Origin of the sequence: Bacteroides sp. MSB163 (assembly GCF_036416795.1) — a bacterium.
In the GTDB taxonomy this organism is placed as follows: Bacteria; Bacteroidota; Bacteroidia; order Bacteroidales; family Bacteroidaceae; genus Bacteroides; species Bacteroides maternus.
Window position 1 is genome coordinate 6,297,623 of the sequence record NZ_CP143867.1, and the last position, 24,860, is coordinate 6,322,482.

Below are 24,860 nucleotides of genomic sequence, written 5' to 3' on the forward strand. Positions count from 1 at the left end.
ATGTATATTGTTTTTAGCATTCTGTTTATGATAAAAGATAATCTATGCCGGTATACCCGACTACGGTTTAATTTGCTTTGCCTTTTATGTTGGCTTTGGGTCAATCTACAAGCACAACAAGCAGGAGATTCCATTACTGGAAAGGTACATGCCATTCCGGAAGTGGGGATAAAAGGTCGGCGTGTGCCACCGGCTCTCTCAGCAACCGCCCCACTCCAACAGATGAAGAAAACTGATATGGAACGTTTGGGAGTATCGGATGTGGCCGATGCAGTTCGTCATTTCTCAGGAGTCAGCGTTAAGGATTATGGCGGAATTGGTGGATTAAAGACTGTTTCTGTACGCAGTCTGGGAGCGCAACATACAGCAGTCAGCTATGACGGAGTGACTGTCAGTGATTGTCAGTCAGGCCAGGTAGATATCTCCCGTTTCTCGTTAGACAATGTTTCCGAACTGGCACTCAGCATTGGTCAGAGCGATAATATTTACCAGACAGCGAAGATGTTTGCCTCTGCCGGTGCTTTAAGTATCGAAACCGCACGTCCGGATTTCAGTGACAGACCTTTCCAATTGCTTGCAAATATGAAAACCGGTTCTTACGGGCTTGCTAATCCTTCTTTATTTTATGCCCAGAAATTAAGTAACCGTTTCAGTCTTTCTGCCTATGCTGATTATTTACGGGCAGACGGTAATTATCCTTTCAAAATGTGGAATGGGAATAAACTGATTGACTCCAAACGAAACAATAGTGATATAGAGACTTATCGGGCAGAATTAAATTTGTTTGTAACTCTGAATGAGAAACAGGATTTGAAAACCAAAGTTTATCTCTTTGATTCGGAAAGAGGGTTACCCGGCGGAGTGATTTATGACAATTCGTATGCTGCCGAAAGACTATATGACCGTAATTACTTCGGCCAATTGAAGTATGAGAATCGATTCTCTGAAAAATGGAAATTACAAGCAAGCGGAAAATTTAACTTCAGCTGGAACCGGGACTATAATAATGAATCTTCCGGTATTACAGACAATCGTTTCCGCCAGACTGAGACTTACTTATCCACTACCCTATGGAGCGAACCGGTGAAAGGGTTATCTTTCTCATTAGCACAGGATTTCGCCTATAACTATTTGTCAACGACTCTACAGAACAATCAATATCCGGAACGTTTCACCTATTTAACAGCAATAGCCACACACTATAAAAGCAACCGATTTTCTGCTACCGCTTCCCTACTAAATACTTATATTACAGAGAATGTACGGACAGGAAAAGCTGCTGCAGACCGTAAACGCCTTTCACCCGCTGTCAGCCTGTCGTGGAAACCTTTTGATTTTGGTCTACGTTTCAGGGCTTCATACAAAGATATCTTCCGTACGCCGACATTCAATGATTTGTATTATCTGATAATTGGCAACCATAATTTAAAGCCTGAAGTTACCCGGCAATTCAATGTAGGTACAACGTGGAATTCTACATCATTGGAATTTATCGACTATCTAAGCCTTTCAGTAGATGCTTATTATAATCGGGTGAAAGATAAAATCGTGGCAATACCCACTATGTTTATCTGGAAGATGATGAATTTAGGTAAAGTCGAAACTATTGGTACGGATATTAACCTGGCAATTGAAAAAGAATTAGCAAAACATTATAAGTTATATCTCACAGGAACTTACAACTTCATGCAAGCAGAAGATATTACCGACCGTAATTCTAAAATATGGCGGAATCAGATTATATATACTCCGAAACATTCAGGTTCGGGAAGTCTGACTTTTGAGAATCCGTATGTCAACCTGACTTATAACATAATGTATGCTTCGGAACGCTATTCGATTGCCCAAAACATCCCGGAAAATCGTATTAAATCTTACACTGACCACAGTATAGCACTCTCGCATACCTTTAAATGGAAGAAGCAGTCACTACGCATACAGCTGGATGCCTTGAACCTGAGTGATAAGAACTACGAAATAGTCCGCTTCTACCCGATGCCCGGACGCAATTACAAAGTAACAATCAACTATAAATTATAAATTATAAACTAAAAACAGAAACAATGAAGAAGTATTGGTATAAAACCACCATGTTGGTTATGGCATTAGGAGCATTTACCGCATGTAATGATGATGACGAACCGAAAGGACCGGAAGGACCGATAGCACCTGTTAATGGAGCATATGTTATTAATACAGGAAACTGGAATGAGAATAATGGTACCATACAATGGTATGACAGGGATCTGAAGACAGTTAGTGCAGATTTGTTTGCAGCTGCCAACGGAGCAGGTATCGGCGATGCACAGGACTTATGTATATACGGTTCTAAAATCTATATCACATGCAGCAGCTCTGCTAAAATAGAAATCGTAGATAGAAAAGACTTCAAACGTATAAAAACTTTGAACTTAACAAATGAGAGCGGGCAACCTATTCAACCGCGATACATGACAGCAGCCAAAGGAAATATTTATTTCACCGCATACGATGGCACCGTATCACAAATAGACACTACAAGCCTTTCAATAACCCAAAAAACAGAGGTAGGAGGAAGTCATCCGGAAGCCCTTACCTCAGCTAACGGAAAGTTATATATTAATCTATCCAATTATGATATGGATGGTACAGGCAAATATGTAGCTGTTGTCAATCTTGCCAACTTTACTAAAATCAAAGACATAGAAGTTCTTCTCAACCCCTATGATGTCTGTACAACCGGAGAAGACGGAAAGGTGTACTTCATTTCATGCGGAGATTTTGGCGGGAATCCCGCGCAGACATTACAATGCATCGATCCGCAAACAGATCAGGTTACGGAAATATGCCCAGCCAGCAAAATGGCAATAAAAAACAATAAAATCTATCTTATTTATGCAGAATATTACGAAGATGCCGCTCCTAAAAGCATTTCTGTATATGACATGAATACCAAACAAACCACGCAGTTTGCCAACTACAGCGATTTCTCCAATCCTGGTAATATTGTAGTCGACCCGGCTACAGGAGATGTAATTATCATCGATCAACCCTCTTCTGCTCTCAACGACATATATGTTTATGGTAGTGACGGCGTACTCAAAAAGAAATTGGAAACCGGCTACTATACCACTAATATGCACTTTGTAACTGAATAACAGCATGAAACAATTTTCTTTTTTTCTAACCCTTTGGGTGACAGTGCTACTTCTTTCCGCCTGTGGCGGAAAGAGCAGCACTGCTTCCGGCTCTGCACAAGGAGACACCATCCCGCTACACTACTCCTCTAATCTCTCTCTGATAGATTACGAAAATTACATCGTTGCACAGCTACGCAATCCCTGGGATACAGCAAAGATACTACACACCTATGTATTAGTAGACAAAAAACAGCCGTTACCCCAAGAACTGCCTCAAGGTACTCTTGTCCGCACCCCACTTAGTAAAGCAGTCATCTACTCATCCGTTCATTGCAGCTTGCTGAAAGACCTCGGTGCCTTAAATAGTATCGGTGGCGTATGCGACCTGAAGTACATCAAACTACCGGAAATCGAGGAAGGATGCCGAAACGGCACCATCACCGATGTAGGTGATGGCATGAACCCCAATATCGAAAAAATCATAGACCTGCACCCCGATGCCATCCTACTTTCTCCTTTTGAAAACAGCGGTGGATACGGACGTGTAGAGAAACTGGATGTACCCATCATTGAATGTGCCGACTATATGGAAACCTCTTCATTGGGACGTGCCGAATGGATGCGTTTCTACGGTTTATTATTTGGCAAGAAAACAGAAGCAGATGCTATGTTTACTTCGATAGAAAGAAACTATAAGGATTTACAAGAATTAGTAAAGCCTATCTCTTTTGCCCCCTCCGTGATGTGTGATTTGAAAACAAGCTCTACCTGGTACACTCCGGGTGGTAACAGTACCATCGCCAAACTATACTCTGATGCAGGTGCCAACTATATTTTCAGAGAAGATACACATAGCGGCTCACTCCCCTATCCTTTCGAAGTTATCTTTGAGAAAGGTCAACAGGCGGATTTCTGGCTGATACGCTACAACCAACCTGCAGATAAGACCTATAGTGAACTGGAAAAAGAGTTTGCCCCTTACGCCGGTTTCCGCGCCTTCAAAGAACGGAATATCTACGGATGCAATACCAACCGGGTTCCTTTTTATGAAGAAACGCCTTTCCGGCCGGACTGGTTATTGAAAGATTTAATAAAAATCTTCCATCCTTCGATGCTGGAAGGATATGAATCGAAATATTATAGTAAATTAGCAGAATAAAATTTAATGGTTTGAAAGGCAAAGGATCTATATATGGCATAGTACTGTCGGTTCTCATTCTCCTATTGATGACCGCTAATCTCTGGTTTGGCTCGATCAGCATTCCTGCCGGAGCGGTATGGGATATTCTAGCGGGCAATGAAGTTGAGAAAGCCAGTTGGAGTTTTATTATCTGGGAGTCGCGCCTACCGCAGGCTGTCACAGCGCTGCTATGTGGTGCGGCATTGGCGGCTTCGGGGTTGATGCTTCAAACAGCTTTCAATAATCCGCTGGCAGGTCCGTCCATTTTAGGAATAAATTCAGGGGCAAGCCTTGGCGTGGCACTCGTAATGTTGGCTGGTGGTGGAAGCATTGCAACGGGTATATTCACCTTGTCCGGTTTCTTCTCGGTGATACTGGGAGCTTTCATCGGATCGATGGTGGTAATGGGGCTTATCCTTTTCTTTTCTACACTGATAAAAAGCAATATCATGTTGCTGATTACAGGTATCATGATCGGCTATATCACTTCTTCCGCCATTTCATTGCTCAACTTCTTCGCAACAGCCGAAGGAGTACATTCTTATATGATTTGGGGTATGGGGAACTTCGGAGGTGTCTCATTGCAACAACTACCCTATTTCTCCATTTTCTGTCTGGCAGGTTTGTTACTTTCCATCCTGCTTATCAAACCCTTGAATGCCTTGCTGTTGGGTACTCGCTATGCTGAAAACTTAGGAGTAAACATCCGTCGCACAAGAAATCTGTTACTGATCGCCACCGGACTACTGACAGCCGTCACTACCGCCTTCTGCGGACCTGTTGCTTTCATCGGTCTGGCCGTTCCACATATCTCCCGCCTGATGCTGGGCACGTCCAATCACAATTCACTGCTCCCCGTCACTTTGCTGACGGGAGCCGCCATTGCCCTACTCTGCAACCTTATCTGTATCCTGCCGGGCGAAGCGGGCATCATTCCGCTGAATGCAGTGACCCCGGTGCTGGGCGCACCCGTTATTATATATGTAATCGTAAACCAACGTAAAATACAATATTTCAACTGATGGAGAAAGCTGTTATCACCGCGAATGATTTATGTATCGGCTACCGTTCGGGGAAGCAAGAGAAACGGGTGCATGAGCATCTTTCTTTCCGGCTCTTCCCCGGAGAACTTACTTGTCTGCTGGGAGCCAACGGAACAGGTAAGTCTACTCTGCTTCGCACCCTCTCCGCCTCGCAACCGGCTTTATCAGGAGAATTGCTTATACAGGATAAACCACTCTCCGATTACTCGGAAAAAGAATGTTCACGTACCATCGGCGTCGTACTGACAGACAAGACACAGGCAGGAGGACTGACGGTATACGAGCTCGTAGCTCTGGGACGCCAACCTCACACGGGTTTTTTCGGCAGACTGAATAAATCGGACCACGCCATCATTGAAGAAGCATTGGAAGCAGTGAGCATCAGTCATAAAGCCCAAAGCTATACCGCAGAATTGTCGGACGGCGAACGGCAAAAAGTAATGATTGCCAAAGCATTGGTACAGGAATGCCCTCTTATCCTATTGGATGAGCCTACCGCTTTCCTGGATGTAGTGAGCCGCATTGAGATTATGACTCTACTTCACCGTCTGGCTGTAGAACAGAATAAAGCGATTTTACTTTCCACCCATGATATAGAACAGGCATTAGTGCTGGCAGACAAACTATGGCTGCTTTCCAAAGAGAACGGACTGCAATGCGGAGTCACAGAGGATATGATTCTGAGTCACCGGATGGATAGCTTATTTTCCCGTAATGATATCCGGTTTGATTATGCACATGGAGTGTATTATCCGAAAGTGAACAGCCATCGCAATATCATCGTAGAAGCAAACGATGAAGTATTATTGCACTGGATAACCAATGCACTGAACCGTCACGGATATGCTTGTTGCTCTGATTCTGTGACAGAAACAAGTAGCTTACCGCGATTACAGGTGTTGTCTGCCGAAGATTTCAGACTGCACAAGGAAAAGGAATACACATTCTGTTCTTTCGAGCAGCTACTTGCCAATGTATGACAAAGGCCATGATATTTTTTGGATAGTCAGAAGAAAAAATATCGGAATTCTATTTATTGTTCTTTTAGCAAACCTCCGACGGCTTCAATAAAAGCTGTCGCTTTAGGTATCAACTCGTCTATTTCTTCTTCATTCGAATAGGCAAAATCATCATAATCGCTACTGTGGCGACGCTCGAAAAGCAGGGAGAAGCAACGCCCCAACTCGCGAGACAAACGACCGGTAGCTACAAAATGCAATCCTATCATCTGTTTGACACCTGAATGGGTGCCGGGATTTACCTCGTGCTTGATAAGCAGCGCAACTGCTGCATAATAGCAGGCATAATAAAGGCGGTTAACTGCCGTATTATAATATCCCTGTTGTTTCAGATAGGGTATTTCCTTTAAGGTTTCTTCGGCGCGCTGAAATCGGTAGTTTGCCAATGCCTCGATGTTTTCACGATTTAATTGCTCTTTCATAACACAATTCCTTCTTTCATTACATTCATACAAAAAGGAGTTTGAAAAGGACGGTTCTCCCAAATCTTTTTTAATAGGACACGTGCGTTTATTTGCACTCCCGTCTCAATTTCAATGTCGTAAAGCGGGGTAATGATACGGTCTTCTTCTTTAACGGTCAATTTATTTCCGTCAACCAATACCAGCAAATCAATATCGCTGTCAGGACGAGCATCTCCACGCGCTTCACTGCCATACAAAATGGCTTGCGCTTCGGGTGCCACTTGAGCCAAAGCCTTGCGTATCTGTTCTACAATTTGTGGACGTTTCATATTCATTACCTTTTATTTGCGAACAAAGTTATATAAAAAAACGGAAAGGTAAGAGATGCAACGACTTATTTCTTCGTCCAATCGATCTGTAATCCGATTGATTGAGTATAAGGATTTGTAATCCGCCCATATATAGTAATCCCGATATACTTAGTTGAGTCTGAAGAGGAATTTTTGTACTGACGATATTTAAGTACAAACTCACTGATTTCAGCTAATATTTTCATTGCTGATTATCAAAAGATTACAAGATATCATTTCTTTGTCTACAAGAAGTTAGGAGCCTGTCAACAAGGAGTTAATTTCCTGTTGACAGACTCCTAACTTCTTGTAGACAGGCAGAGGGAGTGTTTTTCTATTCTTTTACAAAAAGATGAGAAGAAGAAAATAATCTGCCAAACACTTGACATTGCCTTTTGGATATTGTATATTTGCAACGTTATAATCTATACAGATTTCACTTTTAACTTAGCATAAACGGAGAGGCATTCGCCCCTCCGTTTTTTTGCTCCTGCGCTTCATTGCATGAAACGACACGCTTATAGCTGCAACACCTTACGCACCTATCTGCATCAGCCGTCACTGGTACGAGCGTCACTCATCACTTGTACAAGCGTCAGCTCTCACTTGTACAAATGCAACACCACACTTCACTGTCCATGATGCCACACCTTAGCTTCCCCAATGCCATTCATTTACATCATTGAGGTGTGGCTTTGCGAATGATGAGATGTGGCATTCCAGACGGTGAGATGTGGCATTCCAAATGGTGAAGTGTGCCATTTCAGATGATAAGTTGCGTGTATTCCCCGTTAGACAAGCGGTATAGTTAATAATATATAAATCAACTCTTGACAAGAAATGGCAATCATTCAGCTCATGCACCTGTAAGAAAGCAAAGAAGAGACATAAAAATCATAAAAAAAAACAATTTAATAACTTGTTTTTTAGAGCAATTTATCTTTCCTTTGTAAGGTCATTTCCGTGGAACGCCGGGTGCGACGTTCCGCAAAAGCCGGAAATGATCTTTTTTAGTAGTACGGAAGCGTTAAAGATATTATCCTGACATTGAAATTTCGCCAAATTTTTCTAACCAAACGGGGTAATAAGTAACAAGAACGCCTGCACCACATTATATATATACTCTTCATTTCAGAACCGTATATAATAGTGGGGGGGTGGGCTGTTACTTATTTGTTTGGTGGGTGTTTGGCGATACCTCAATGTTGAATAAGTAGCAGTCCCACGCTCCCTTTTTTATATACTTCCACTTCTTTACATACGGGGCTCGGTGGAAAACTAAAAAAGCATAAGCTTTAAGTTACCATGCAAAACGAGAAACAACATGTATGTTCTAAAACCGGATATACGGTTAAGGTAATTATAGCCCATCTGCTATTACTCATCTTCCTCACAGCGGGAGTAAAAGCAGACGTAAACAAGAAATTCCATTCTGCCAGATTGGAAAGTATCAGTATGCAACTGCACGAACGTTACCGAATAGATTGCATGACTTTACAGATACACTCCATTGAAAACAATATGATTACAGTTGTACGAAATCCTTTTCTGGAAATCTGCCACATTGGTTTTCAACTTTTCCCCACAATACTTATCGAACAAAATCCTTCACCGGCGTATCGTTTTATCGAACGATATCTTTTAGAACTGTTTCTTCTGAAGGATGTTGCTGTTATTCGCCGACAGCTTCATGAAGACAAAGTCGTTATTCGCTTTAAAGGCGAACAGAGGGCTAATTTGTATGCATCACTTTTAGAGACACTTCCTCAGCTTAAGGGTAATGCATCATTAAGTATTACTACGGACAACAGCCATTATTCAGTGCTATGGTCAAAAAAAGATCATCCTCTGCTCCATCTCCGCTTTCCTATACAATACGAATTATTGTGGGGCATGAATAAAAAAGAGATAGAAGCACATTTCTATCCGGATTTACTACTCTACACTTCCACAGTAACCAAACCAAAAGCATCTTTTCCTGCCGTCTCTTCAGAAAACTTACAAAACATAGGAGACAATCGTTTCGTGTGGAATGGAGAATGGTATGCTATCGGCAATGTAAATACCAATCAATACTATGAGCGACTACCGGATGGCGGTTACTCCCTCATATATAGCCCGAAGAAACCGGAAGAGTCTATCCGCAATTTATTTGTTTTGCCATGCGATCGTTCCATTACAGCCAGCGTCAATCAAAAGTTATATGGAGGAGAAAGTCTTTGTTTTGAAATCCCTTTAGTCCAGCTTCTCAATTTTTGCCAACTGGAAGGCTGCGAAATATTTGTCGGTATCGAAGAATGTGGCAACAAGAAAATAAAAGGTATGCTGATTTTATTGAACCGCTCATCGGGCTACAACCACGTGATGCACTTCAACACAGACTTACGCATACTGGAACATCCGGAAAAATACAAAATGAACATTCAGTTGTATGCTTATGTACCTACACACAACATACACAGTCTGTTTTCTGAAAAAATAAATAACTACTAACAATAAAGGATATGGAAAATGTTAACAAGATTTTTTTGAAGGTGGCGGGCATAATACTCTTGATGCTATCGCCAATAACGGTCAAAGCACAATACATGACCGAACTCTATCTGACCGATGTGAATAATGATGCAGTGAAAACCGCAGCGCAACAAAACATCGGTAAATTACTGACACAATTCAACATTGCCTATACAGACAGTGCGGCAGTAAAGTTTGAGGGCATAGACATCATACCCGCCGCACGAAAGACAATAGAAGATATGTGGCAAAACTCTCCGTTCCGTTGCGGAGAAACAGAAATCATAGAGCGTTGCCTCCATACTCATGATGGAAATTTTCAGGTACGCAACCTACCTGTATTCATAAAAGATAATGAAGGAAAAGAGGAATATCAGGAAGTTGTGATCAATTTCAACAAGAAAGGCACTATCACTGATTTCCACACGGCCATATCTTCCAACCTTTATGTCAAAGTGATAAAAAAGGCTCTGACGTTACCGATCTTCGTTATCGGCAAATCATACTGGATTATGTAGAGCAATTCCGAACCGCATACAACACCAAAGACATGCCTTTCCTTGAGCAAATATATAGCGATGACGCACTGATCATTACCGGTAAAGTAATTAAGACAGCACCATCCGAGATGAACAATTTCATGTCGAAGGAAAAGGTTGTTTACAACAAACAGAGCAAGAAGGAATACCTTACCAACCTTGCCAGAGTGTTCAAAATCAACAAACGGATTCATGTGGTATTTGATGACCTTAAGGTAATGAAGCATCCCGCCAAAGAGGGATATTACGGCGTAACACTGAAACAAGGATACTCATCGGACAACTACAGCGATATAGGGTACCTGTTCCTGCTTTGGGATTTCAACAATCCGGACGCGCCGCAGATACGCGTCCGCACCTGGCAACCTGAGATGCTGAATGCGACCACTAAACTACCGGAAGAAGAAATCTTCACTTGCAACGATTTCGACATTAAATGAATTTAAACCCCAAAGAAAAAGAAACATGAAAAAGGACCTGCTTACATTCTCGCTCTTGTTCTGTTGCTGCCTGCTTATGCAAGGACAAGAAATAAAAGTAGAGGCATTTTCGAAATTAGAACGTGACCTTACACCAAGAACGGCCGAAAGGCTGGACTTGAATGATGAGCCTTGCTCTATCCTGAAAATTGTGGTTGCCCACGCCGGAGATTTCAGGTTTGAGGGAAATATTGTAGGAGATATACTGTACAAGGAAGGTGAAATCTGGATCTACATGCCCGCCGGCAGCCGGAACATCACCATTATGAATGACAAATATGGTGTATTGCGCTATGAGTTTCCTGAAAAGTTGAAAAAACAAACAGCTTACGAAGTACAAATAAAACTTGTGGAGAATTTGGAGAAAAAAGTCCGCACATTGGTCATACCTGTCATCGGCATCGGTAAGGGACATCCGTCTTACGGGTTCATGCTGGGATTTGTACGCAACACCGGACCTTATCTGAAAGTGAAATATGACTTCAGCGGTTTCTCATCCGACCTGGAATGCGGAGATGACGGTATCATAAAAGGAGCTTCCGACGCTCCGTGGTACACGGGAGAGAAAAAACAGAGTCGCCTGTCTGTAACGGCCGGCGTCATTCAGCGCTTGGGCAAGTTGTCCCCTTTCTATGCATACGCCGGTTTAGGATATGGCTACAACAAGCTGGGCTGGAAAACGGTAAACGGCGATTGGGTAAAAAACACCGACCATTCTTGTAGTGGCATAGAGGCTGAAGTAGGCGGTATCTATCGTCTGAAAAACATCTCATTCATGGCAGGTGTGCAGACCAATAGTTTCAACTATGTGGAAGCCACCTTGGGAGTGGGATTCATGTTCTAAAATCAGATAATCAACTAAAGGAAAATAAAGATGAAACGAAACATCATATTATATATAGTCGGCATTTGCTCCATCCTCATCGGATGCGGCGAATATCCCGGTCCTCATACCTTTGCGCCGAATGTTCTAAATGGAGAAGTGTATAACATTTATCGTTATGGAGCCACTGTTGACGGTGTTTTCATCAAACCGGACACAGATGCCGGTTCTGTAAAGCGATGCGGTATCTTACTTTCACTCTACCCTAGTATGGCAGAAGCAGATACAATAGAATCAGGAGCAGTAGAATCAGAAAATAAGTTCACCTTATGGCTAAAGAATCTGAATTCTGACACACATTACTATTATCAGACATTTGCCGCCAACGACTTCAGCTTTTTGGCGAGCGAGAAAGTGAATGAATTTCAAACCTATAAGGAATGTCCGCCGGTCTTTGATAAAATTCGAATAGAAGAGCAGGATTGCAAAAGCCTTGTCCTCTCCGTACCAATGATAGATAAAGGTACAGATGGAGGGCTTTTCTCCAAAGGTTTCTGCTATAAGCTTGCCACATCGGAAAACGATCTGCCGTACGAGGACAGAGACAGCAAAGACATTCAAATCATAGAAACCGGAAATCCGCAGGAAATCAAAGCCCGCATCACAAACCTGAGACCGGGCAGGGAGTACGTGATACGCCCGTATGGCATCAACAGCGTGGATATAGGTTACGGACCTTCTCTCCTCGTTTCCATGGATGGAACGATGACACCCGTCATGTCCACCGTCAACGCCCTGCCTTACGGCGACACTCCCACCGTACAGGCGGAGGCGTGGCTGCTTGCCGCCGGTGAGAGCGCAATCGCAGAAATGGGATTCTGCTGGGACATTAATGACACCCCCACAGTGCAGGAACTGCACAAATCCGTTCCTTTCAAAGATGAAAATGAACCGATTGTCTCGTTGATAGACTTAAAACCCAACACCACATACTATATGCGCGCTTATGCCACTAACGTAAACGGACAGACCGGATATGGAGAAGTTTGCAGCGTCCGTTTGGATGGGGAGTATGAGTTGGCTTTATCGGACATCGTCATTGAGAGTTGCACCGCGCGTTCTTTCTCGGTGTCTTCTTCTATACTTTCGCCCGGTGCGGGGGGAGATGTCGTCATAGAAGGACAAGGCTTTTGCTATTCGGATGTCACAATCCCCGTAGTAAACGATGATAACACGGTTACTGTTCCGGTGGATGATGTCGTAGACGGAGTTTTCAGCACAAAAGTCGATAACCTAGTTCCGGCTACCGACTATGCAATCAGAGCCTATCTGCAAACGTCAGAAGGAATAATCTACAGCAATACAACCACCGTCAGGACGCAGGAAGATCCTAAGCCGGATGGTGACATCAATGACTGGGAAGACAAAGGAGAAGAAGGTGGAATATTGGAATAAATGATCAGGAGGACAAATTAATGAAAAAAGACATCATAAAATGGATTACGGGATGTGCCTGCTTCTTGGCATTCGTCTCTTGTTCTCAGACAGAAGAGAACGTGCAACTTCACAACGAAAATGAGATTCGCTTCAGTGCCCGCATCGCCCCACCGGCAACCAGAGTAACAGAACAAGCTTTTGAACCGGGAGATAACATCAGCGTATTTGCTTTTACGAACGACCAAGGTTTTTCGGTAAACGCTTATGCCGACAACGTGAAGTATAGTTATTCCGACGGCGCTTTCCGCCCTGCGACTGAAGAAGGCATTGCCTATCCCGCGGACGGCGGACTTGCTTTTTGGGGCATCTATCCCTATTGCGAGCAAGCTGCTTCGACTTTCAACTTCGAAGTGGCGGAAGACCAAAGCACGGCAACCGCCTATGGAAGCAGCGACTTGATGACAGCTTCCACAAGCCTGACTACGGAACAGAATCCGGCACTTTCTTTTTATCATCGCCTTGCTTGCGTAAAGTTTAAATGTTCGTTTGAGGAGGCAGAAGAGAAAGTTAGCTCCATTACAGTGAATAATGTGCAGAAAAATGTTTCCATTGATCTGAGCAGCAATACGTATGAAGGAACAGGCGAGACGACATCCGGTCTCTTACCTTATCGCAACGATGATGAAAGCTACAAGATTCTCTTGCCTCCGCAGACTATTGCAACAGGAACCTCCTTCATGGTTGTTCGCACCACTGCGGGAAAAGAATATACATGGAAAGTACCACGCGACTTGCTGTTGGCCTCCGGTTGCCGATATACGTATAATCTGAAGGTTTCTGCCGGTGGGGAGATTGTGTTCTCAAGCAGTATTAATCCTTGGAATCAGGAGGAAAAGGATGTCAAGAAACGAGTGAAACAGGCTACTTTTGAAGATTTTGATGGGGATATAATAGAAGGAGGAATTACCTATAATTATAAATACAATGAGCAAGGATATCCCATAGATATCAGCGGTGCTTATTATGGGGATGCGATTGGAACAGATTCTAACAGGGTATCCTATTCAGACCATAAAATTACTATTGAAAATAAGTATTATCATTATTTCATAAAAGACGGTCCTTCCAAATCAGATAGTGGGATAGACAATATTGTATTTACATTGGATGACGAAGGGAAAGCTATTAAAATTAGCACTTTTGATAATGGGATTTTAGATAGAGAATCCACTTTTTCCTATACAAATGGGTACATTACAGAAGCGATACATAATGACTATGGATGGCCCAAACAACATAAACAATATTTCAAATGGGAAGATGACAAAATGACAAAAATGTGGATGAGTGAAACAGAGAACTATAGCATTAATTATTCATCTGCAAATACACATAAAATCGCCATTAATAATTTAACAATTCCAATATTTTCAGGATATTTCTGTGATATAGAATTAGTACCTGTCTATCTTCCGAACATTTCTTTTGGAATAGACATGAAATATCTACCAACCCAAATAGTGGATGATGCAGATCCTAACTGGACACTGGACTATACATGGGAAGTTGATGCCGATGACTATGTTACAAAAATAGTAGAAACTTCAGGAGACGAAACCGGAAAATATGGGACTACCTATACTTTTACCTATGAAAATATTGAGTAATAACATAAAAACAGCTTCATCATGAAAACATCTTTAAAACCAAAATATTTCCCTCTGGCGGTTATAGCAGCACTCCTTACCGCATGCAGTCAAAGCGAAGAGAACGTCTTGATTAGCTCAAACGGAGTATGTTTCACCGCTTCCATCGGACAGAGCCCCACACGTGCCACAGAAGAATCATTCGAAGCAAACGATGCAATCAGTATCTTTGCTTTCAAGAATGAGACTGGATTCAGTGGAGAAGAATACGCCCATAACAGAAAGTACAGCTTTCAGAACCAACAATTCACTGCGGACGAGCAAAATATAATTAAGCAACCCACAGATGGAAGCCAACTCTCATACGTAGCGGTCTATCCATATAGCGAAGCGGCTGATGCAAAATTCACTTTTCAAGTGAAAGAGGATCAAGCGCCAGGAAGCAATTACACCCAGTCCGACTTGATGATGGCCTCCACTTACCTTACTGACAACCAATCTCCTACCCTAATGTTCAGTCATTGTCTGTCGAGCATTGTGGTAAATCTTTCTTTCGCAAAAGCACCGGCTGGAAATGTCAGCGTAAAGATCACAAATGTCCTTACCACCGCCGCCGTAAATTTAGCAACCGCCACTTTTGCCGGAAACGGTGAGACAAGCAAGTCAGTGATTGCCGCTTACAACGGAACAAATAGCTATAAAGCGATTCTTCCTCCACAAACAACGAATGCGGGAAATACAGGCATTGAGATTATTGTTGGAGATGCCACGCCTTTGTCTTATAAATTTCCGGAAACTATCGAATGGAAGTCGGGGATTCGATACAACTACACGCTCTATATAGATGAAGATGGAACTATCCATACAACACCCACCGGCACTACAACAAAACGACTAAAAAGGCATATCTTTGAGTTATTGGAAAGCGAAGTGCAAGATAATGCAGCATATGGTTTTAGCCTTCCATATCAAATTGAGTTCCAGTACGATGAAAAAGGAAGACTCTCTAAATTGATTATGGATACAATGAATGAAGAAGGTTCACCCAACACCTATACCGAAAGCTTAACGTATTCAGAACAAAATATTAAAGTCGTTGAAGACAATAATGGAGATTATATCTGCCATACAACTTGTAATATAGATGGAAACAACAGAATAACCCAAATAATAGACCAATATGAAGGTGACCACATACACACAACTCAATGCTCTTATACAAACGGATATCTGACTCAAATAACATTGTCGTGTCCCCAAGCCCCACAGGATGATTGGATACAAAACAATCATTGGGAAGACGGGAAAATAACAACTTCTGAGGTTTTAGACCAGACAACGATGGAAACTATGGAGAATGTCACACTAAAGTATTCTGCAAACTCTGATTCTTACAAATATCCAATGTCAGCATATCTCCTTTTTGAAACCGAATTAATGTCATTAGCATATCTTCCAGAATCTTATTTGGGAACAAAGACAAACGGGATTCCTATTGAAACGATAGAATATGATACAAACTCCCGTCATACATATCGATGCACTTACACAATCGAAGCTGACGAAGACGGTTACATAACCAAACTAACCGATACCAGCATAGAGACGGATGAAACAGGAAACGTTATAGGCAGAGAAGTCGGCTCTATAACCTTTATCTATGAAGAAGTCGTAACAAAATAAATACTATACATCATGAAGAAAACAATATTCACATTAATCACTATCCTTGCGGCAACTACCGGTTTCGCTCAGAATACATCAAACGATTCCATAAGGAGCAAAGTCCGTGAAATCAAGCTGAGCGAAAAGTATGTGTACGCCGAAGCCGACAGCATGGCCGATTTTACAGAAGCCCAATCGATTGCTTCCGGGAAATTGCATGCCGCCGCCATAACCTTGATGGCCGAACACCAGAAAGGAAAAGAAGAAATGAAAAGTACTTGGGCAAAAGCGGAAAAACAGGCACTGTTTATGGAATACAACAATGGCTCATTGTTCAAGATCTTTGCCTATGTGCCCAAAAACAGCCTGATAGAGATGCAGCCAAAAACAGAAGTTACGACCCATGCAGTGTCCACTCCCCCGCAACCCGCACTTGCCGTTGCCCCAATTGTTGAGGACACCTTGACAGATGCGCCTTCAGTAGCTGAAACAGATAGCATTATCCAAATTGTGGCGCAACAAACAGGACAACCCGTCACTCCGCAAGACTCGCATGTTCAAAAAGAAAAAGTTTACAACGTGGATGAAAATATCGCGGCACTGATACTCAAAATGCTCCCTATCGCCGATTCCAAACATTCTTCCACTGAAAAGCCCGATATGCCACAATCATCGGCAGATCAAGCTCAGACAGCGACAGAGGAGAAAGCAACAGAAGAACAAACCGCACAGCTTGAAGTCCCCGCCCCCTGGACAGGCATTTCGGAAAGCACCCGCAGAGTACTGACCGATTTGCTTGCCATGGAAACTTACGAAAGTGCCATGATCTATCTGAGCGCCATGAAAGAAGACGGCAGGTTAATGTATGGTTCACTCAAAAAGGTTATCATGCCTGAACGCTCCTATCTGCTCATAATAAAAGACGGGAAAGTGGAAACTGTATTGAGCAAAGGGACGGGTGAACGTACCAATCTGAAAAGCCTGAAGCAGGAGTCTATTCGTAAATATATCGGCTATGGCATCATTTGGATACAAGTCTTCGACAAAAACTAAAAAACCGGAAGCCATGAAAGAAAGATTATACTCATGTTTAGGAATATTGTTACTGTGCATCTCTACAAGTATAGTATATGGCCGGACGATATCGTCCACTGCAATGTCCGCCCTTGCTCCCGGAGAGATTCCGGAAGAATATACCTATTCTGTCGACTCGCTTGCGTTGTATATAGACAGTCATTATGACGAAGAGAAAAGTAAGGTGCAGGCCGTTTACACCTGGATTACTTCTTACTTGAGCTACAATGTCTATACCACCTTTACTTCCCGTAATGAAGTTTATAGTGAAACACAAGAACTGAAGAATACATTGCTCACCCGTGAAGGTGTCTGCCGCCAATTCGCTTTGCTTTTTACGAGAATCGTTGAAAAGATGGGGATTCCCGCTTTTGTCATCAATGGTTATACCAGAAGCAAAGCCGGCGTCGTCATGCCCGAGCCGCATGATTGGTGTGCCGCCAAGATCGGCGCGCAATGGTATCTGTACGACCCGACATTCGGCATGGGATATATAGATAATTACCAATTTGTACGGGCGCAAAGCATGAAATATTGCCACGTACCGGCCAAAGAATCAATTCAGACACACATGCCCTACGATCCTATATGGCAATTGCTGGCTTATCCTTACCCCTACCAGGAATTTGACAAAGGAACTTTTCAACAAAAACCGGAAAATCCGTTCTGTAACTTTAACGATTCTATACAAAAGTATCTGCGACAACCACGTTTGAAACAGCTGATATCTGCCTGCGACCGTGTGCTGAGAAATGGGCAGGCCAACCGTCTGACCCAATACTACCTGCAACTGACACAAGCAAACATCGGCGTATATCGCCAGCGTGAAGTATATGACATTTATAATAAGACAATAAAACTTCAGAATCAAGGGTGTGATCTCCTCAGCGACTTTATCCTTTATCGCAAAAACGGATTGAAACCCCGAAAGAGTGCAAAGGAGATGTGTGGAAAAGTGGACAAAGCCCTACAAACAGCCATTGCAGCGGACAGTTTACTCCATACCGCACGTGATATTCCCCAACAATATGCTTCGGCCGTACGGAATTTACAAACCTCCATCAGTGAATTGATAGAAGAGATAAACAGGCAAAAGGTATTTATAGATGAGCATTCAAAAGGCTCTTAAACACTGTTTAAACTTACCTATAGGTAATCGCCCAACTACCTATAGGTTGTACTTCCCTGATAAGATTAATATCTCTTCCGGCAAATATCCGCTACGTATCCTCCACTCTTGCGGATAAAGATTATTAGCGCGGTTGCCTATATTCTTCACAAAACCTAAAGGAATATAGTTATAAGTCAACAACACATATCCACGTGGAGCTTCTGCGGAAAGCACGATTGCCTCTTTACGCAAATAAGCAATAGCCTGTTCATACGACACTTCTTCATGGGGAAAAGTATCATCACGCAGTATTTGGCTCATGGCAAGGGCATGATTAGGAATCAAGTCCTTCCCCTTCACTTCGGCAAGGGCAACACCCGCCTGAATGACACGAAGAGATTGCTGCAAAGACGACAGTTCCGGCAGATATTCTTTTGGAAAAGCCGTGATATTCGTTCCGTTTACTGAAAGTTCATAATCATCCGGAGAAAGAAGCCACCCCCGAGCAACGGCCAGTTGCTCTTTGGAAACACTGGAAGCCATCTTTTTCTTTCCTTGTGCAGAAGTTGATTTATACCGGGTTCGCAAACTGTCCACCTCCGGTTTGCGAAGCGCAGCAAGGAAAAAGCCCTCACCTTTCGTCCGATGGGGAAGGAAACGATAAACAGGAAAATCATCTCCGGCAAGCAAATTTCCGGTGATATTCCAATTATCGAAAACATCTACCGGAAGTATCTCTGCACCGAATTCATCACGCATCCAGCGGATATTTTCTTCATCTTCCTGCGTATTATACGTGCAAGTGCTATAGATAAGCAATCCACCGGATTTCAGACTGGGCCATATATCAGAGATGATACGTCGCTGACGTTGCCAGCAGATTTCCACATTCTCCGGACTCCACTCGCTGACGGCAACAGGATCTTTACGAAACATACCTTCACCGGAACAAGGAACATCGGTCAATATGACATCGAAGAAGCCTTCCAGATCAGCGAAGTCTGCCGGATCGTTATTGGTTACCACAACACCGGGATGCCCCCACTTCGTCAGATTCTCCGCCAGGATTTGCGAACGGTTACGGATCACTTCATTTGCTACCAACAGGCTGCCTGCAGGCAATACACTGCGGACATGGGTCGATTTTCCACCGGGAGCGGCGCAAAGGTCAAGCATCACGGAAGGCGTTTCACCGATATATTGCTTTAATGCTTGCTCCACAAACATGGAAGATGCCTCCTGTACATAATAGCATCCGGCATGAAACAACGGATCGAAGGTAAACGTCAGCCGACGATCGAGATAAAATCCCGTGGAAGACCAGGGCACACGCCCGGAAGAGGTCTGAAAAAGACTGAATGAAGAATCGGGTAGCTTTTCTTCATTCAGTCGTATGCTTACTGGCTGTTCGCCATTCAAGGCGTCAGCCAGTTTATTATATTCTTCATCTCCCAAGAGGAGACGGGTACGGTCTGTAAAAGATACGGGTAAATCCATGTGCCAAATTATTTTATGTCCGCAAAGGTAATGCAAATCGAATGCATAACTTTCATGCTTGCATGAAAAAGTTCTGCTGAGATGCAGCTTATCTTCCTCAAAGGTAACATAAAAAGGCAATACAAGGCAAACCCACCGGGCACTAAAAACTAAGCTTGACTCCCGCAAAGTAGGAACGAGGCGCTCCCGGACCATAAATGTAACCAGAATCGCGGGTGGCTCCTTTATCAAAATCTTTCTGATAGGAGTTGAAGATATTCTGTACTCCCACATTGAATTGCAGGCATATGCCGGAAAAATCTATATCATAAGCTACCTTGGCACCCAGTTCGAAGAAATCCGGGCTTTTCACCAACAGGTCTGCCGTACCATCCACTTCGGACATCAGATGAGGCACATACATTCGCCCGGTATAATTACCGTTCAGGGCTACCGACAATGCTTTTGTAGGATTGAAAGTGGCAGTAAAGTAGCCATAAACATCGGGGGTACGCAATATCCGGTCGCTATGGCGTTCTTCATCCGACAAATGTTCCTTGTCTGCACTCCACTCCTCGGGAGAATCGTACAGACTGCGTTGCACGGTCAGTCCCGCCTGCAACTGGATTTTATCACGCCAGGCGATCTTTCCTTCCAATGTACCACCATACACCTTTGCACCGGAACCGTTGACACGGGTTTGTATCAGATATCCACTACCGTTCGGATCTTCTACCGGTGCTGTCAGTACAAACGGATCGGAGAGTTTCGTGAAAAAACCTTCTATCAGCAAATTTGCTTGGAAATCACCGAAGTAATGATACCAGTCCATCGAAGCGTTCACGCTGCGCGAACGTTCTTCTTTCAAATCCTTAGCACGAACGATGGAAATCAACTCGCCTCCCACATTACTAATATGTAAGTCTTCGTCGAAAGCCTGCGGAGCACGGAAACCTTCAGCATAACTGAAACGGATATTTATGTCCTGCGTAGGGTTGTAGCGGATATTGGCACGGGGACTGAAAATGGCTTTACTCATAATGCTATTCTTGTCCAGACGTCCGCCTATCAGAAAACTCCACTGCTCGCTTTTCCATTCATTCTGCACATAGGCACTCGCAATGTTCACAATCTGTTTCAAGGGATCGGGTGTATATTTATCAATCAACTGTTGCAGACGGTCTCCTATTGCAGTGGGATCTTCCGCCAAAGCGGCATCCCGATATTTTTGCATATCCGTTGCTTTGTCGTCCAGATTATCATGATTAAATTCTACCCCACCCGTCAAGTCGGAAGGCATGAAAAAGAGCTTATCAAAATGATAGATATACTGGGCGCCCAATACGCCGGTGAAATCGGTGGTATGCCCATAGGCACTGTAATAACTGTCGCGCACGATATGCTGGGCAGAGGCGTATGCATTGAACGCATGCTTCTGGTCCTTGGAGAAGGCACTGAACTTCAAGCCGCCCGTATTGATGGAATGTTCGATCTGCTCCACCAGCCCGGGTTCGCCGGAACCATTCAGATTGGCATCTTCGGCAATGTGAGGCGGCAGATCAAAGCGGTTACCGTCACGACGGAACTCTTCCATGTGATGATATTCCAGATTCAACTTGGAATAGGGACTCAGCCTGCAATAAGCGTTCACGCCTACTGTCTGGTTCTTCAATTTGGGTAATTCGGAGAAGCCGTCACCATTGGAATCCCATGCCGAACGGTGGCGGTTCTGCCCGTAGATGTAAGCTCCCATTTTGTTATCCGAAGATACCAGGGAAAGGTTAAGCGTAGTATTATTGTCAAACGAACCGGAACCATCGAAATTGGAGATAGAGTGGGCAAACGAACCTGAGTTGTGGAGAGGTTCTTTCGTGATAATATTCACTGTTCCGGCAATGGCCGAAGAGCCGAAAAGAGCCGAACCGCCTCCACGTACCACTTCCACACGCTCTATCATATTAGCGGGAATCTGCTCCAAGCCGTAGACGCCTGCCAGTGCAGAAAAGATGGGACGGGAATCAATCAGTATCTGTGTATATTTCCCATCCATACCATTGATACGTACCTGTGAGTAGCCACAATTCTGGCAATCGTTTTCTACACGCACGCCCGGCTGGAAGACGAGACCTTGCGACAAGGTATGCGAATTGGTCATGTCGAATAGTTTCGGAGTAACGACCTTTACCAAGGTAGGTGCCAGTCGGCGAGCGGTTTCATTACGATTGGCTGTAACAACTACGCCATCCAGGGCTACCATATCTTCTTCCAGTTCGAAGTTTTCTTCCAGCGTCTTACCTCGTTTAAGGGTTACTTTTCGTTCTTGTGGTTTATAACCTACGGCACTGACGGAGAGTATGAACTCACCTTCCGGAAGGTTCTTCAGAAAATAATGTCCGGTACCATCGGTCATAGTTCCGATAGTGGTCCCTTTCAGGGCTACTGTCATATAAGGAAGGTGTTCTCCTGTTTTTTTCTCTAATACGTGGCCAATGATATTGGCGTCAGATTCATTTAAATCAATTGCATAAGCGGTGTGGAAGAGCAATGTACACATCACTCCCACCACGAAAAAGATATATTTTTTCATGTAGTTCTAATTTTTAATGGATTTTAACAAGGGGGGGGGGATTCCTATTGTCAATGAACTACAGGCGGTGCACGCAGACTGATGCCGCAACGAACTCGCACGCACTTGGTATGTTCTACAGCCGGAACACTCAGTACACGCAATAAAATAAGGAAAGCCGATGCGGCAAAAAGAATAGCAGGTAGAGAAGAAGCTACAAAAGAAGAAAGGAAGAATATCGTTTCAACCTGCGCTTCCGTATGGCTATGTTCACCTTTGAACGGGTGGGAATGTACAATAATTACCCCATTTACCACATGCGAGTGAGTAAACAGTGTAATACCTCCTAAATATGCGATAAATAATAAAGGAAGGAACCATTTCAATATATTCCGTAACTTCTCCAAAAAGCGTTTTAATATAGATTTGCGAAGGTAACACTAATTACAATAAGAAGCAACCGGATTTAGTTGTTTTAACCGGATATAGAGCAAAATACCTACATCTTATGAGTACAAGAAGTCTGATATTACATTATTATTAAATAAAACTGATCCATTTTTGTTCGGTTTTTGAATGAAGTGATGATTTATTTTTTAGACGCGGATGACGCAGATTTTTTATTTATTGATGTGACAGCGCAGCCTTTAAATCCGTGTCATCCGTGTCATCTGCGTCTAAGAGATTGAATACATAGGATAAAATCATTTACCTCATTTCTTTTCCGATAAGAATCAATCCTACCATCCCCTTTTACATCATAAATATCTGCAAATACTTTCAGATAATACTGATTTTCCAAAAAAATATCGTCTCTTTGCAACTTTCTAACTGACATGATACGTCTAACACACAAAGAAACAATAAAAGATAAAACAAAATATGATTATGAAACGGATAATTTTAGCACTCATCGCCGCCATGACATTATGTTCACTGGTACAGGCAAAAAACAGAACGGTTACAGAAAACGACAGTCTGGGGAACAAAAAACGCGTGATTGAACTGCGCGATACTACCATCGACGGAAAGACAGTAACCGATACGCTCAGCATCATGACCTACGAAGGCAGTGGTTCAGACAGCAAAAGCGATAAAGGATGGAAACACCACAACGGCAGTGGTTGGAACTGGGACTTCGATTTAGATGGCAAAACCTCTGAAACCATCATTTCAGTTACTGCCATCGTCTTCATCTTCGGTCTGCCGCTACTCATCGTCTTTACGGTATTCTTCTTCAATTACAAAAATCGAAAAGCCAAATACCGCCTTGCAGAACAAGCTCTTTCGAGCGGTCAACAACTGCCTGAAGACTTCTTCAAGAATGCGGAGAAAACAGAAGATATCCGTACCAAAGGTATCAAAAACATCTTCATCAGCATCGGATTGTTCATCTTCCTCTGGGCCATTACCGAGAACTTTGGAGTAGGTTGTGTCGGACTGCTGATCATGTTCACCGGATTCGGACAATTAGTTATCTATTATACGCAAGACTCTAATAAAAAGAACAACCGGGAGAGATGAGCCAACTCAACGATATATCGTTAGTCGCACAGGTCGTGGTGTTTCGCAACACCAGGGCCTTCGACCAGTTGGTGAAAAAGTACCAGTCGCCCGTGCGACGGTTCTTCCTCAACCTGACTTGTGGCGACAACGAATTGAGTGACGACCTGGCGCAGGACACGTTTATCAAAGCCTACACCAACCTAGCTTCATTCAAAAACCTGTCCAATTTCTCCACCTGGCTCTACCGTATTGCATATAATGTATTTTATGATTATCTTCGCAGTCGGAAGGAGACAGCTGACCTCGACACCCGGGAAGTGGATACCCGCTGGAACACCAGCCAAGATGACGTAGGACAACAGATGGACGTTTACCGGGCACTGGCGACACTAAAAGAAATGGAACGAACCTGTATCACCTTGTTCTACATGGAAGATCAGAGCATAGAAAAGATTGCAGGTATCACGGGATGCCCGGCGGGAACAGTCAAAAGCCACCTCTCGCGGGCGAAAGAAAAAATGGCTACCTACTTAAAACAAAATGGTTATGACGAAAACAACTGATGATAAACTTTTGCAGCAGTTCTTCTCTGACAATCGGAAAGAGATAGAAGATAACGGCTTCAGCCGTCGTGTGATGCACCACCTGCCCGACCGGTATTACCGAATTTCGCAGTTGTGGAGCTTGTTCTGTTTTACGCTTGCTGTAGTGTTGTTCTTTGTTCTCGATGGCTTGCAGCTGGTGCTGGGCGCCTTACGCGAAACTTTCACCAGCGCCATACAAAGCGGTGCAACGGAACTCGATCCCAAATCACTGATTATAGTGGCAATAGTACTGGTCTACTTAGGATATCGCAAGATTTGTTCTTTAGCATAAAGCTCATTTATTCTTGCAATAAATCCGTTTGCC

The 24,860-nt window shown here is 43.4% G+C and carries 22 protein-coding genes; 17 read left to right on the plus strand and 5 right to left on the minus strand.

Annotated elements, in window-relative coordinates; genetic code table 11:
• The first annotated feature begins 27 nt into the window (after positions 1 to 27).
• From VYM24_RS24795 to VYM24_RS24815, 5 genes are read left to right on the plus strand one after another with little or no spacing between them, the layout of a single operon-like run.
• Complete coding sequence (locus VYM24_RS24795) at positions 28 to 2,040, plus strand: TonB-dependent receptor plug domain-containing protein (RefSeq protein ID WP_330941117.1); 2,013 nt, start codon at positions 28 to 30, stop codon at positions 2,038 to 2,040.
• Positions 2,041 to 2,063: 23 nt separating this feature from the next.
• A complete protein-coding gene (locus VYM24_RS24800; protein ID WP_330941118.1) occupies positions 2,064 to 3,137 on the plus strand; it encodes a YncE family protein in 1,074 nt (357 codons plus the stop codon).
• Positions 3,138 to 3,141: 4 nt separating this feature from the next.
• Positions 3,142 to 4,278 (plus strand): ABC transporter substrate-binding protein, encoded by a 1,137-nt coding sequence (locus VYM24_RS24805; RefSeq protein ID WP_291554640.1) that lies wholly within the window; start codon positions 3,142 to 3,144, stop codon positions 4,276 to 4,278.
• An 11-nt stretch (positions 4,279 to 4,289) separates the two neighbouring features.
• Entirely contained in the window at positions 4,290 to 5,321 is a 1,032-nt protein-coding gene (locus VYM24_RS24810; RefSeq protein ID WP_299088663.1) for an iron ABC transporter permease, read from the plus strand.
• Entirely contained in the window at positions 5,321 to 6,322 is a 1,002-nt protein-coding gene (locus tag VYM24_RS24815) for an ABC transporter ATP-binding protein (protein ID WP_330941119.1), read from the plus strand. The genes VYM24_RS24810 and VYM24_RS24815 overlap by 1 nt, the downstream gene beginning before the upstream one ends.
• A gap of 53 nt (positions 6,323 to 6,375) precedes the next feature.
• Here the strand turns inward: VYM24_RS24815 and VYM24_RS24820 are convergent, their stop codons facing one another.
• Together VYM24_RS24820 and VYM24_RS24825 are read right to left on the minus strand one after the other, a co-directional pair.
• The gene (locus VYM24_RS24820) at positions 6,376 to 6,783 is read right to left on the minus strand and encodes a HEPN domain-containing protein (RefSeq protein ID WP_299088668.1); all 408 of its coding nucleotides are present in this window, start codon (positions 6,781 to 6,783) and stop codon (positions 6,376 to 6,378) included.
• Complete coding sequence (locus tag VYM24_RS24825) at positions 6,780 to 7,094, minus strand: nucleotidyltransferase domain-containing protein (protein WP_025832117.1); 315 nt, start codon at positions 7,092 to 7,094, stop codon at positions 6,780 to 6,782. Before VYM24_RS24825 ends, VYM24_RS24820 begins: the two co-directional genes overlap by 4 nt.
• 1,326 nt (positions 7,095 to 8,420) lie before the next feature.
• Between VYM24_RS24825 and VYM24_RS24830 the strand changes: the two genes are divergently transcribed.
• The 9 genes from VYM24_RS24830 to VYM24_RS24870 are packed head-to-tail and all read left to right on the plus strand — an operon-like array spanning position 8,421 to position 18,421.
• On the plus strand, positions 8,421 to 9,608 hold the full coding sequence (locus VYM24_RS24830) for a hypothetical protein (protein ID WP_299088672.1): 1,188 nt from the start codon (positions 8,421 to 8,423) through the stop codon (positions 9,606 to 9,608).
• Positions 9,609 to 9,619: 11 nt separating this feature from the next.
• Positions 9,620 to 10,147 carry a hypothetical protein gene (locus VYM24_RS24835; RefSeq protein WP_299088674.1) on the plus strand — a complete coding sequence of 176 codons (528 nt, stop codon included), beginning with the start codon at positions 9,620 to 9,622 and terminating at the stop codon, positions 10,145 to 10,147.
• A 32-nt stretch (positions 10,148 to 10,179) separates the two neighbouring features.
• Positions 10,180 to 10,608, plus strand: a complete 429-nt coding sequence (locus tag VYM24_RS24840; protein ID WP_299088676.1) for a L,D-transpeptidase Cds6 family protein — start codon at positions 10,180 to 10,182, stop codon at positions 10,606 to 10,608.
• 25 nt (positions 10,609 to 10,633) lie between these two features.
• On the plus strand, positions 10,634 to 11,491 hold the full coding sequence (locus VYM24_RS24845) for a hypothetical protein (protein WP_330941120.1): 858 nt from the start codon (positions 10,634 to 10,636) through the stop codon (positions 11,489 to 11,491).
• 30 nt (positions 11,492 to 11,521) lie between these two features.
• The gene (locus tag VYM24_RS24850; protein WP_330941121.1) at positions 11,522 to 12,925 is read left to right on the plus strand and encodes a hypothetical protein; all 1,404 of its coding nucleotides are present in this window, start codon (positions 11,522 to 11,524) and stop codon (positions 12,923 to 12,925) included.
• Positions 12,926 to 12,945: 20 nt separating this feature from the next.
• Positions 12,946 to 14,574 carry a fimbrillin family protein gene (locus VYM24_RS24855; protein WP_299088683.1) on the plus strand — a complete coding sequence of 543 codons (1,629 nt, stop codon included), beginning with the start codon at positions 12,946 to 12,948 and terminating at the stop codon, positions 14,572 to 14,574.
• 21 nt (positions 14,575 to 14,595) lie between these two features.
• Complete coding sequence (locus tag VYM24_RS24860) at positions 14,596 to 16,236, plus strand: fimbrillin family protein (protein WP_299088685.1); 1,641 nt, start codon at positions 14,596 to 14,598, stop codon at positions 16,234 to 16,236.
• Between the two features lie 12 nt (positions 16,237 to 16,248).
• On the plus strand, positions 16,249 to 17,271 hold the full coding sequence (locus tag VYM24_RS24865; protein ID WP_330941122.1) for a hypothetical protein: 1,023 nt from the start codon (positions 16,249 to 16,251) through the stop codon (positions 17,269 to 17,271).
• Between the two features lie 13 nt (positions 17,272 to 17,284).
• On the plus strand, positions 17,285 to 18,421 hold the full coding sequence (locus VYM24_RS24870; RefSeq protein ID WP_299088689.1) for a transglutaminase domain-containing protein: 1,137 nt from the start codon (positions 17,285 to 17,287) through the stop codon (positions 18,419 to 18,421).
• Positions 18,422 to 18,460: 39 nt separating this feature from the next.
• On the opposite strand, the gene VYM24_RS24875 is transcribed toward VYM24_RS24870, so the two are convergent.
• The 3 genes from VYM24_RS24875 to VYM24_RS24885 form a co-directional block, all read right to left on the minus strand.
• Complete coding sequence (locus VYM24_RS24875; RefSeq protein ID WP_299088691.1) at positions 18,461 to 19,900, minus strand: methyltransferase RsmF C-terminal domain-like protein; 1,440 nt, start codon at positions 19,898 to 19,900, stop codon at positions 18,461 to 18,463.
• Positions 19,901 to 20,042: 142 nt separating this feature from the next.
• The gene (locus VYM24_RS24880) at positions 20,043 to 22,466 is read right to left on the minus strand and encodes a TonB-dependent receptor (protein ID WP_330941123.1); all 2,424 of its coding nucleotides are present in this window, start codon (positions 22,464 to 22,466) and stop codon (positions 20,043 to 20,045) included.
• A 50-nt stretch (positions 22,467 to 22,516) separates the two neighbouring features.
• Positions 22,517 to 22,852: a hypothetical protein gene (locus VYM24_RS24885; protein WP_044271733.1), complete on the minus strand. Its 336-nt coding sequence runs from the start codon at positions 22,850 to 22,852 to the stop codon at positions 22,517 to 22,519.
• Positions 22,853 to 23,333: 481 nt separating this feature from the next.
• Here VYM24_RS24885 and VYM24_RS24890 point away from each other — a divergent pair, with 481 nt between their 5' ends.
• The 3 genes from VYM24_RS24890 to VYM24_RS24900 are packed head-to-tail and all read left to right on the plus strand — an operon-like array spanning position 23,334 to position 24,827.
• Entirely contained in the window at positions 23,334 to 23,969 is a 636-nt protein-coding gene (locus tag VYM24_RS24890) for a DUF6249 domain-containing protein (RefSeq protein WP_330941124.1), read from the plus strand.
• The gene (locus VYM24_RS24895) at positions 23,966 to 24,514 is read left to right on the plus strand and encodes an RNA polymerase sigma factor (protein ID WP_299088701.1); all 549 of its coding nucleotides are present in this window, start codon (positions 23,966 to 23,968) and stop codon (positions 24,512 to 24,514) included. The genes VYM24_RS24890 and VYM24_RS24895 overlap by 4 nt, the downstream gene beginning before the upstream one ends.
• The gene (locus VYM24_RS24900; protein WP_291554626.1) at positions 24,498 to 24,827 is read left to right on the plus strand and encodes a DUF5056 domain-containing protein; all 330 of its coding nucleotides are present in this window, start codon (positions 24,498 to 24,500) and stop codon (positions 24,825 to 24,827) included. Before VYM24_RS24895 ends, VYM24_RS24900 begins: the two co-directional genes overlap by 17 nt.
• Positions 24,828 to 24,860 lie beyond the last annotated feature (33 nt).

What these genes read in the sequence shown, in the direction of transcription:
- VYM24_RS24795 (WP_330941117.1), top strand. Translation starts at nt 28, where the DNA reads ATGATAAAAGATAATCTATGCCGGTATACCCGACTACGGTTTAATTTG.
- VYM24_RS24800 (WP_330941118.1), top strand. Translation starts at nt 2,064, where the DNA reads ATGAAGAAGTATTGGTATAAAACCACCATGTTGGTTATGGCATTAGGA.
- VYM24_RS24805 (WP_291554640.1), top strand. Translation starts at nt 3,142, where the DNA reads ATGAAACAATTTTCTTTTTTTCTAACCCTTTGGGTGACAGTGCTACTT.
- VYM24_RS24815 (WP_330941119.1), top strand. Translation starts at nt 5,321, where the DNA reads ATGGAGAAAGCTGTTATCACCGCGAATGATTTATGTATCGGCTACCGT.
- VYM24_RS24820 (WP_299088668.1), bottom strand. Translation starts at nt 6,783, where the DNA reads ATGAAAGAGCAATTAAATCGTGAAAACATCGAGGCATTGGCAAACTAC.
- VYM24_RS24825 (WP_025832117.1), bottom strand. Translation starts at nt 7,094, where the DNA reads ATGAAACGTCCACAAATTGTAGAACAGATACGCAAGGCTTTGGCTCAA.
- VYM24_RS24830 (WP_299088672.1), top strand. Translation starts at nt 8,421, where the DNA reads ATGCAAAACGAGAAACAACATGTATGTTCTAAAACCGGATATACGGTT.
- VYM24_RS24835 (WP_299088674.1), top strand. Translation starts at nt 9,620, where the DNA reads ATGGAAAATGTTAACAAGATTTTTTTGAAGGTGGCGGGCATAATACTC.
- VYM24_RS24840 (WP_299088676.1), top strand. Translation starts at nt 10,180, where the DNA reads ATGCCTTTCCTTGAGCAAATATATAGCGATGACGCACTGATCATTACC.
- VYM24_RS24845 (WP_330941120.1), top strand. Translation starts at nt 10,634, where the DNA reads ATGAAAAAGGACCTGCTTACATTCTCGCTCTTGTTCTGTTGCTGCCTG.
- VYM24_RS24850 (WP_330941121.1), top strand. Translation starts at nt 11,522, where the DNA reads ATGAAACGAAACATCATATTATATATAGTCGGCATTTGCTCCATCCTC.
- VYM24_RS24855 (WP_299088683.1), top strand. Translation starts at nt 12,946, where the DNA reads ATGAAAAAAGACATCATAAAATGGATTACGGGATGTGCCTGCTTCTTG.
- VYM24_RS24860 (WP_299088685.1), top strand. Translation starts at nt 14,596, where the DNA reads ATGAAAACATCTTTAAAACCAAAATATTTCCCTCTGGCGGTTATAGCA.
- VYM24_RS24865 (WP_330941122.1), top strand. Translation starts at nt 16,249, where the DNA reads ATGAAGAAAACAATATTCACATTAATCACTATCCTTGCGGCAACTACC.
- VYM24_RS24870 (WP_299088689.1), top strand. Translation starts at nt 17,285, where the DNA reads ATGAAAGAAAGATTATACTCATGTTTAGGAATATTGTTACTGTGCATC.
- VYM24_RS24875 (WP_299088691.1), bottom strand. Translation starts at nt 19,900, where the DNA reads ATGGATTTACCCGTATCTTTTACAGACCGTACCCGTCTCCTCTTGGGA.
- VYM24_RS24880 (WP_330941123.1), bottom strand. Translation starts at nt 22,466, where the DNA reads ATGAAAAAATATATCTTTTTCGTGGTGGGAGTGATGTGTACATTGCTC.
- VYM24_RS24890 (WP_330941124.1), top strand. Translation starts at nt 23,334, where the DNA reads ATGAAACGGATAATTTTAGCACTCATCGCCGCCATGACATTATGTTCA.
- VYM24_RS24895 (WP_299088701.1), top strand. Translation starts at nt 23,966, where the DNA reads ATGAGCCAACTCAACGATATATCGTTAGTCGCACAGGTCGTGGTGTTT.
- VYM24_RS24900 (WP_291554626.1), top strand. Translation starts at nt 24,498, where the DNA reads ATGACGAAAACAACTGATGATAAACTTTTGCAGCAGTTCTTCTCTGAC.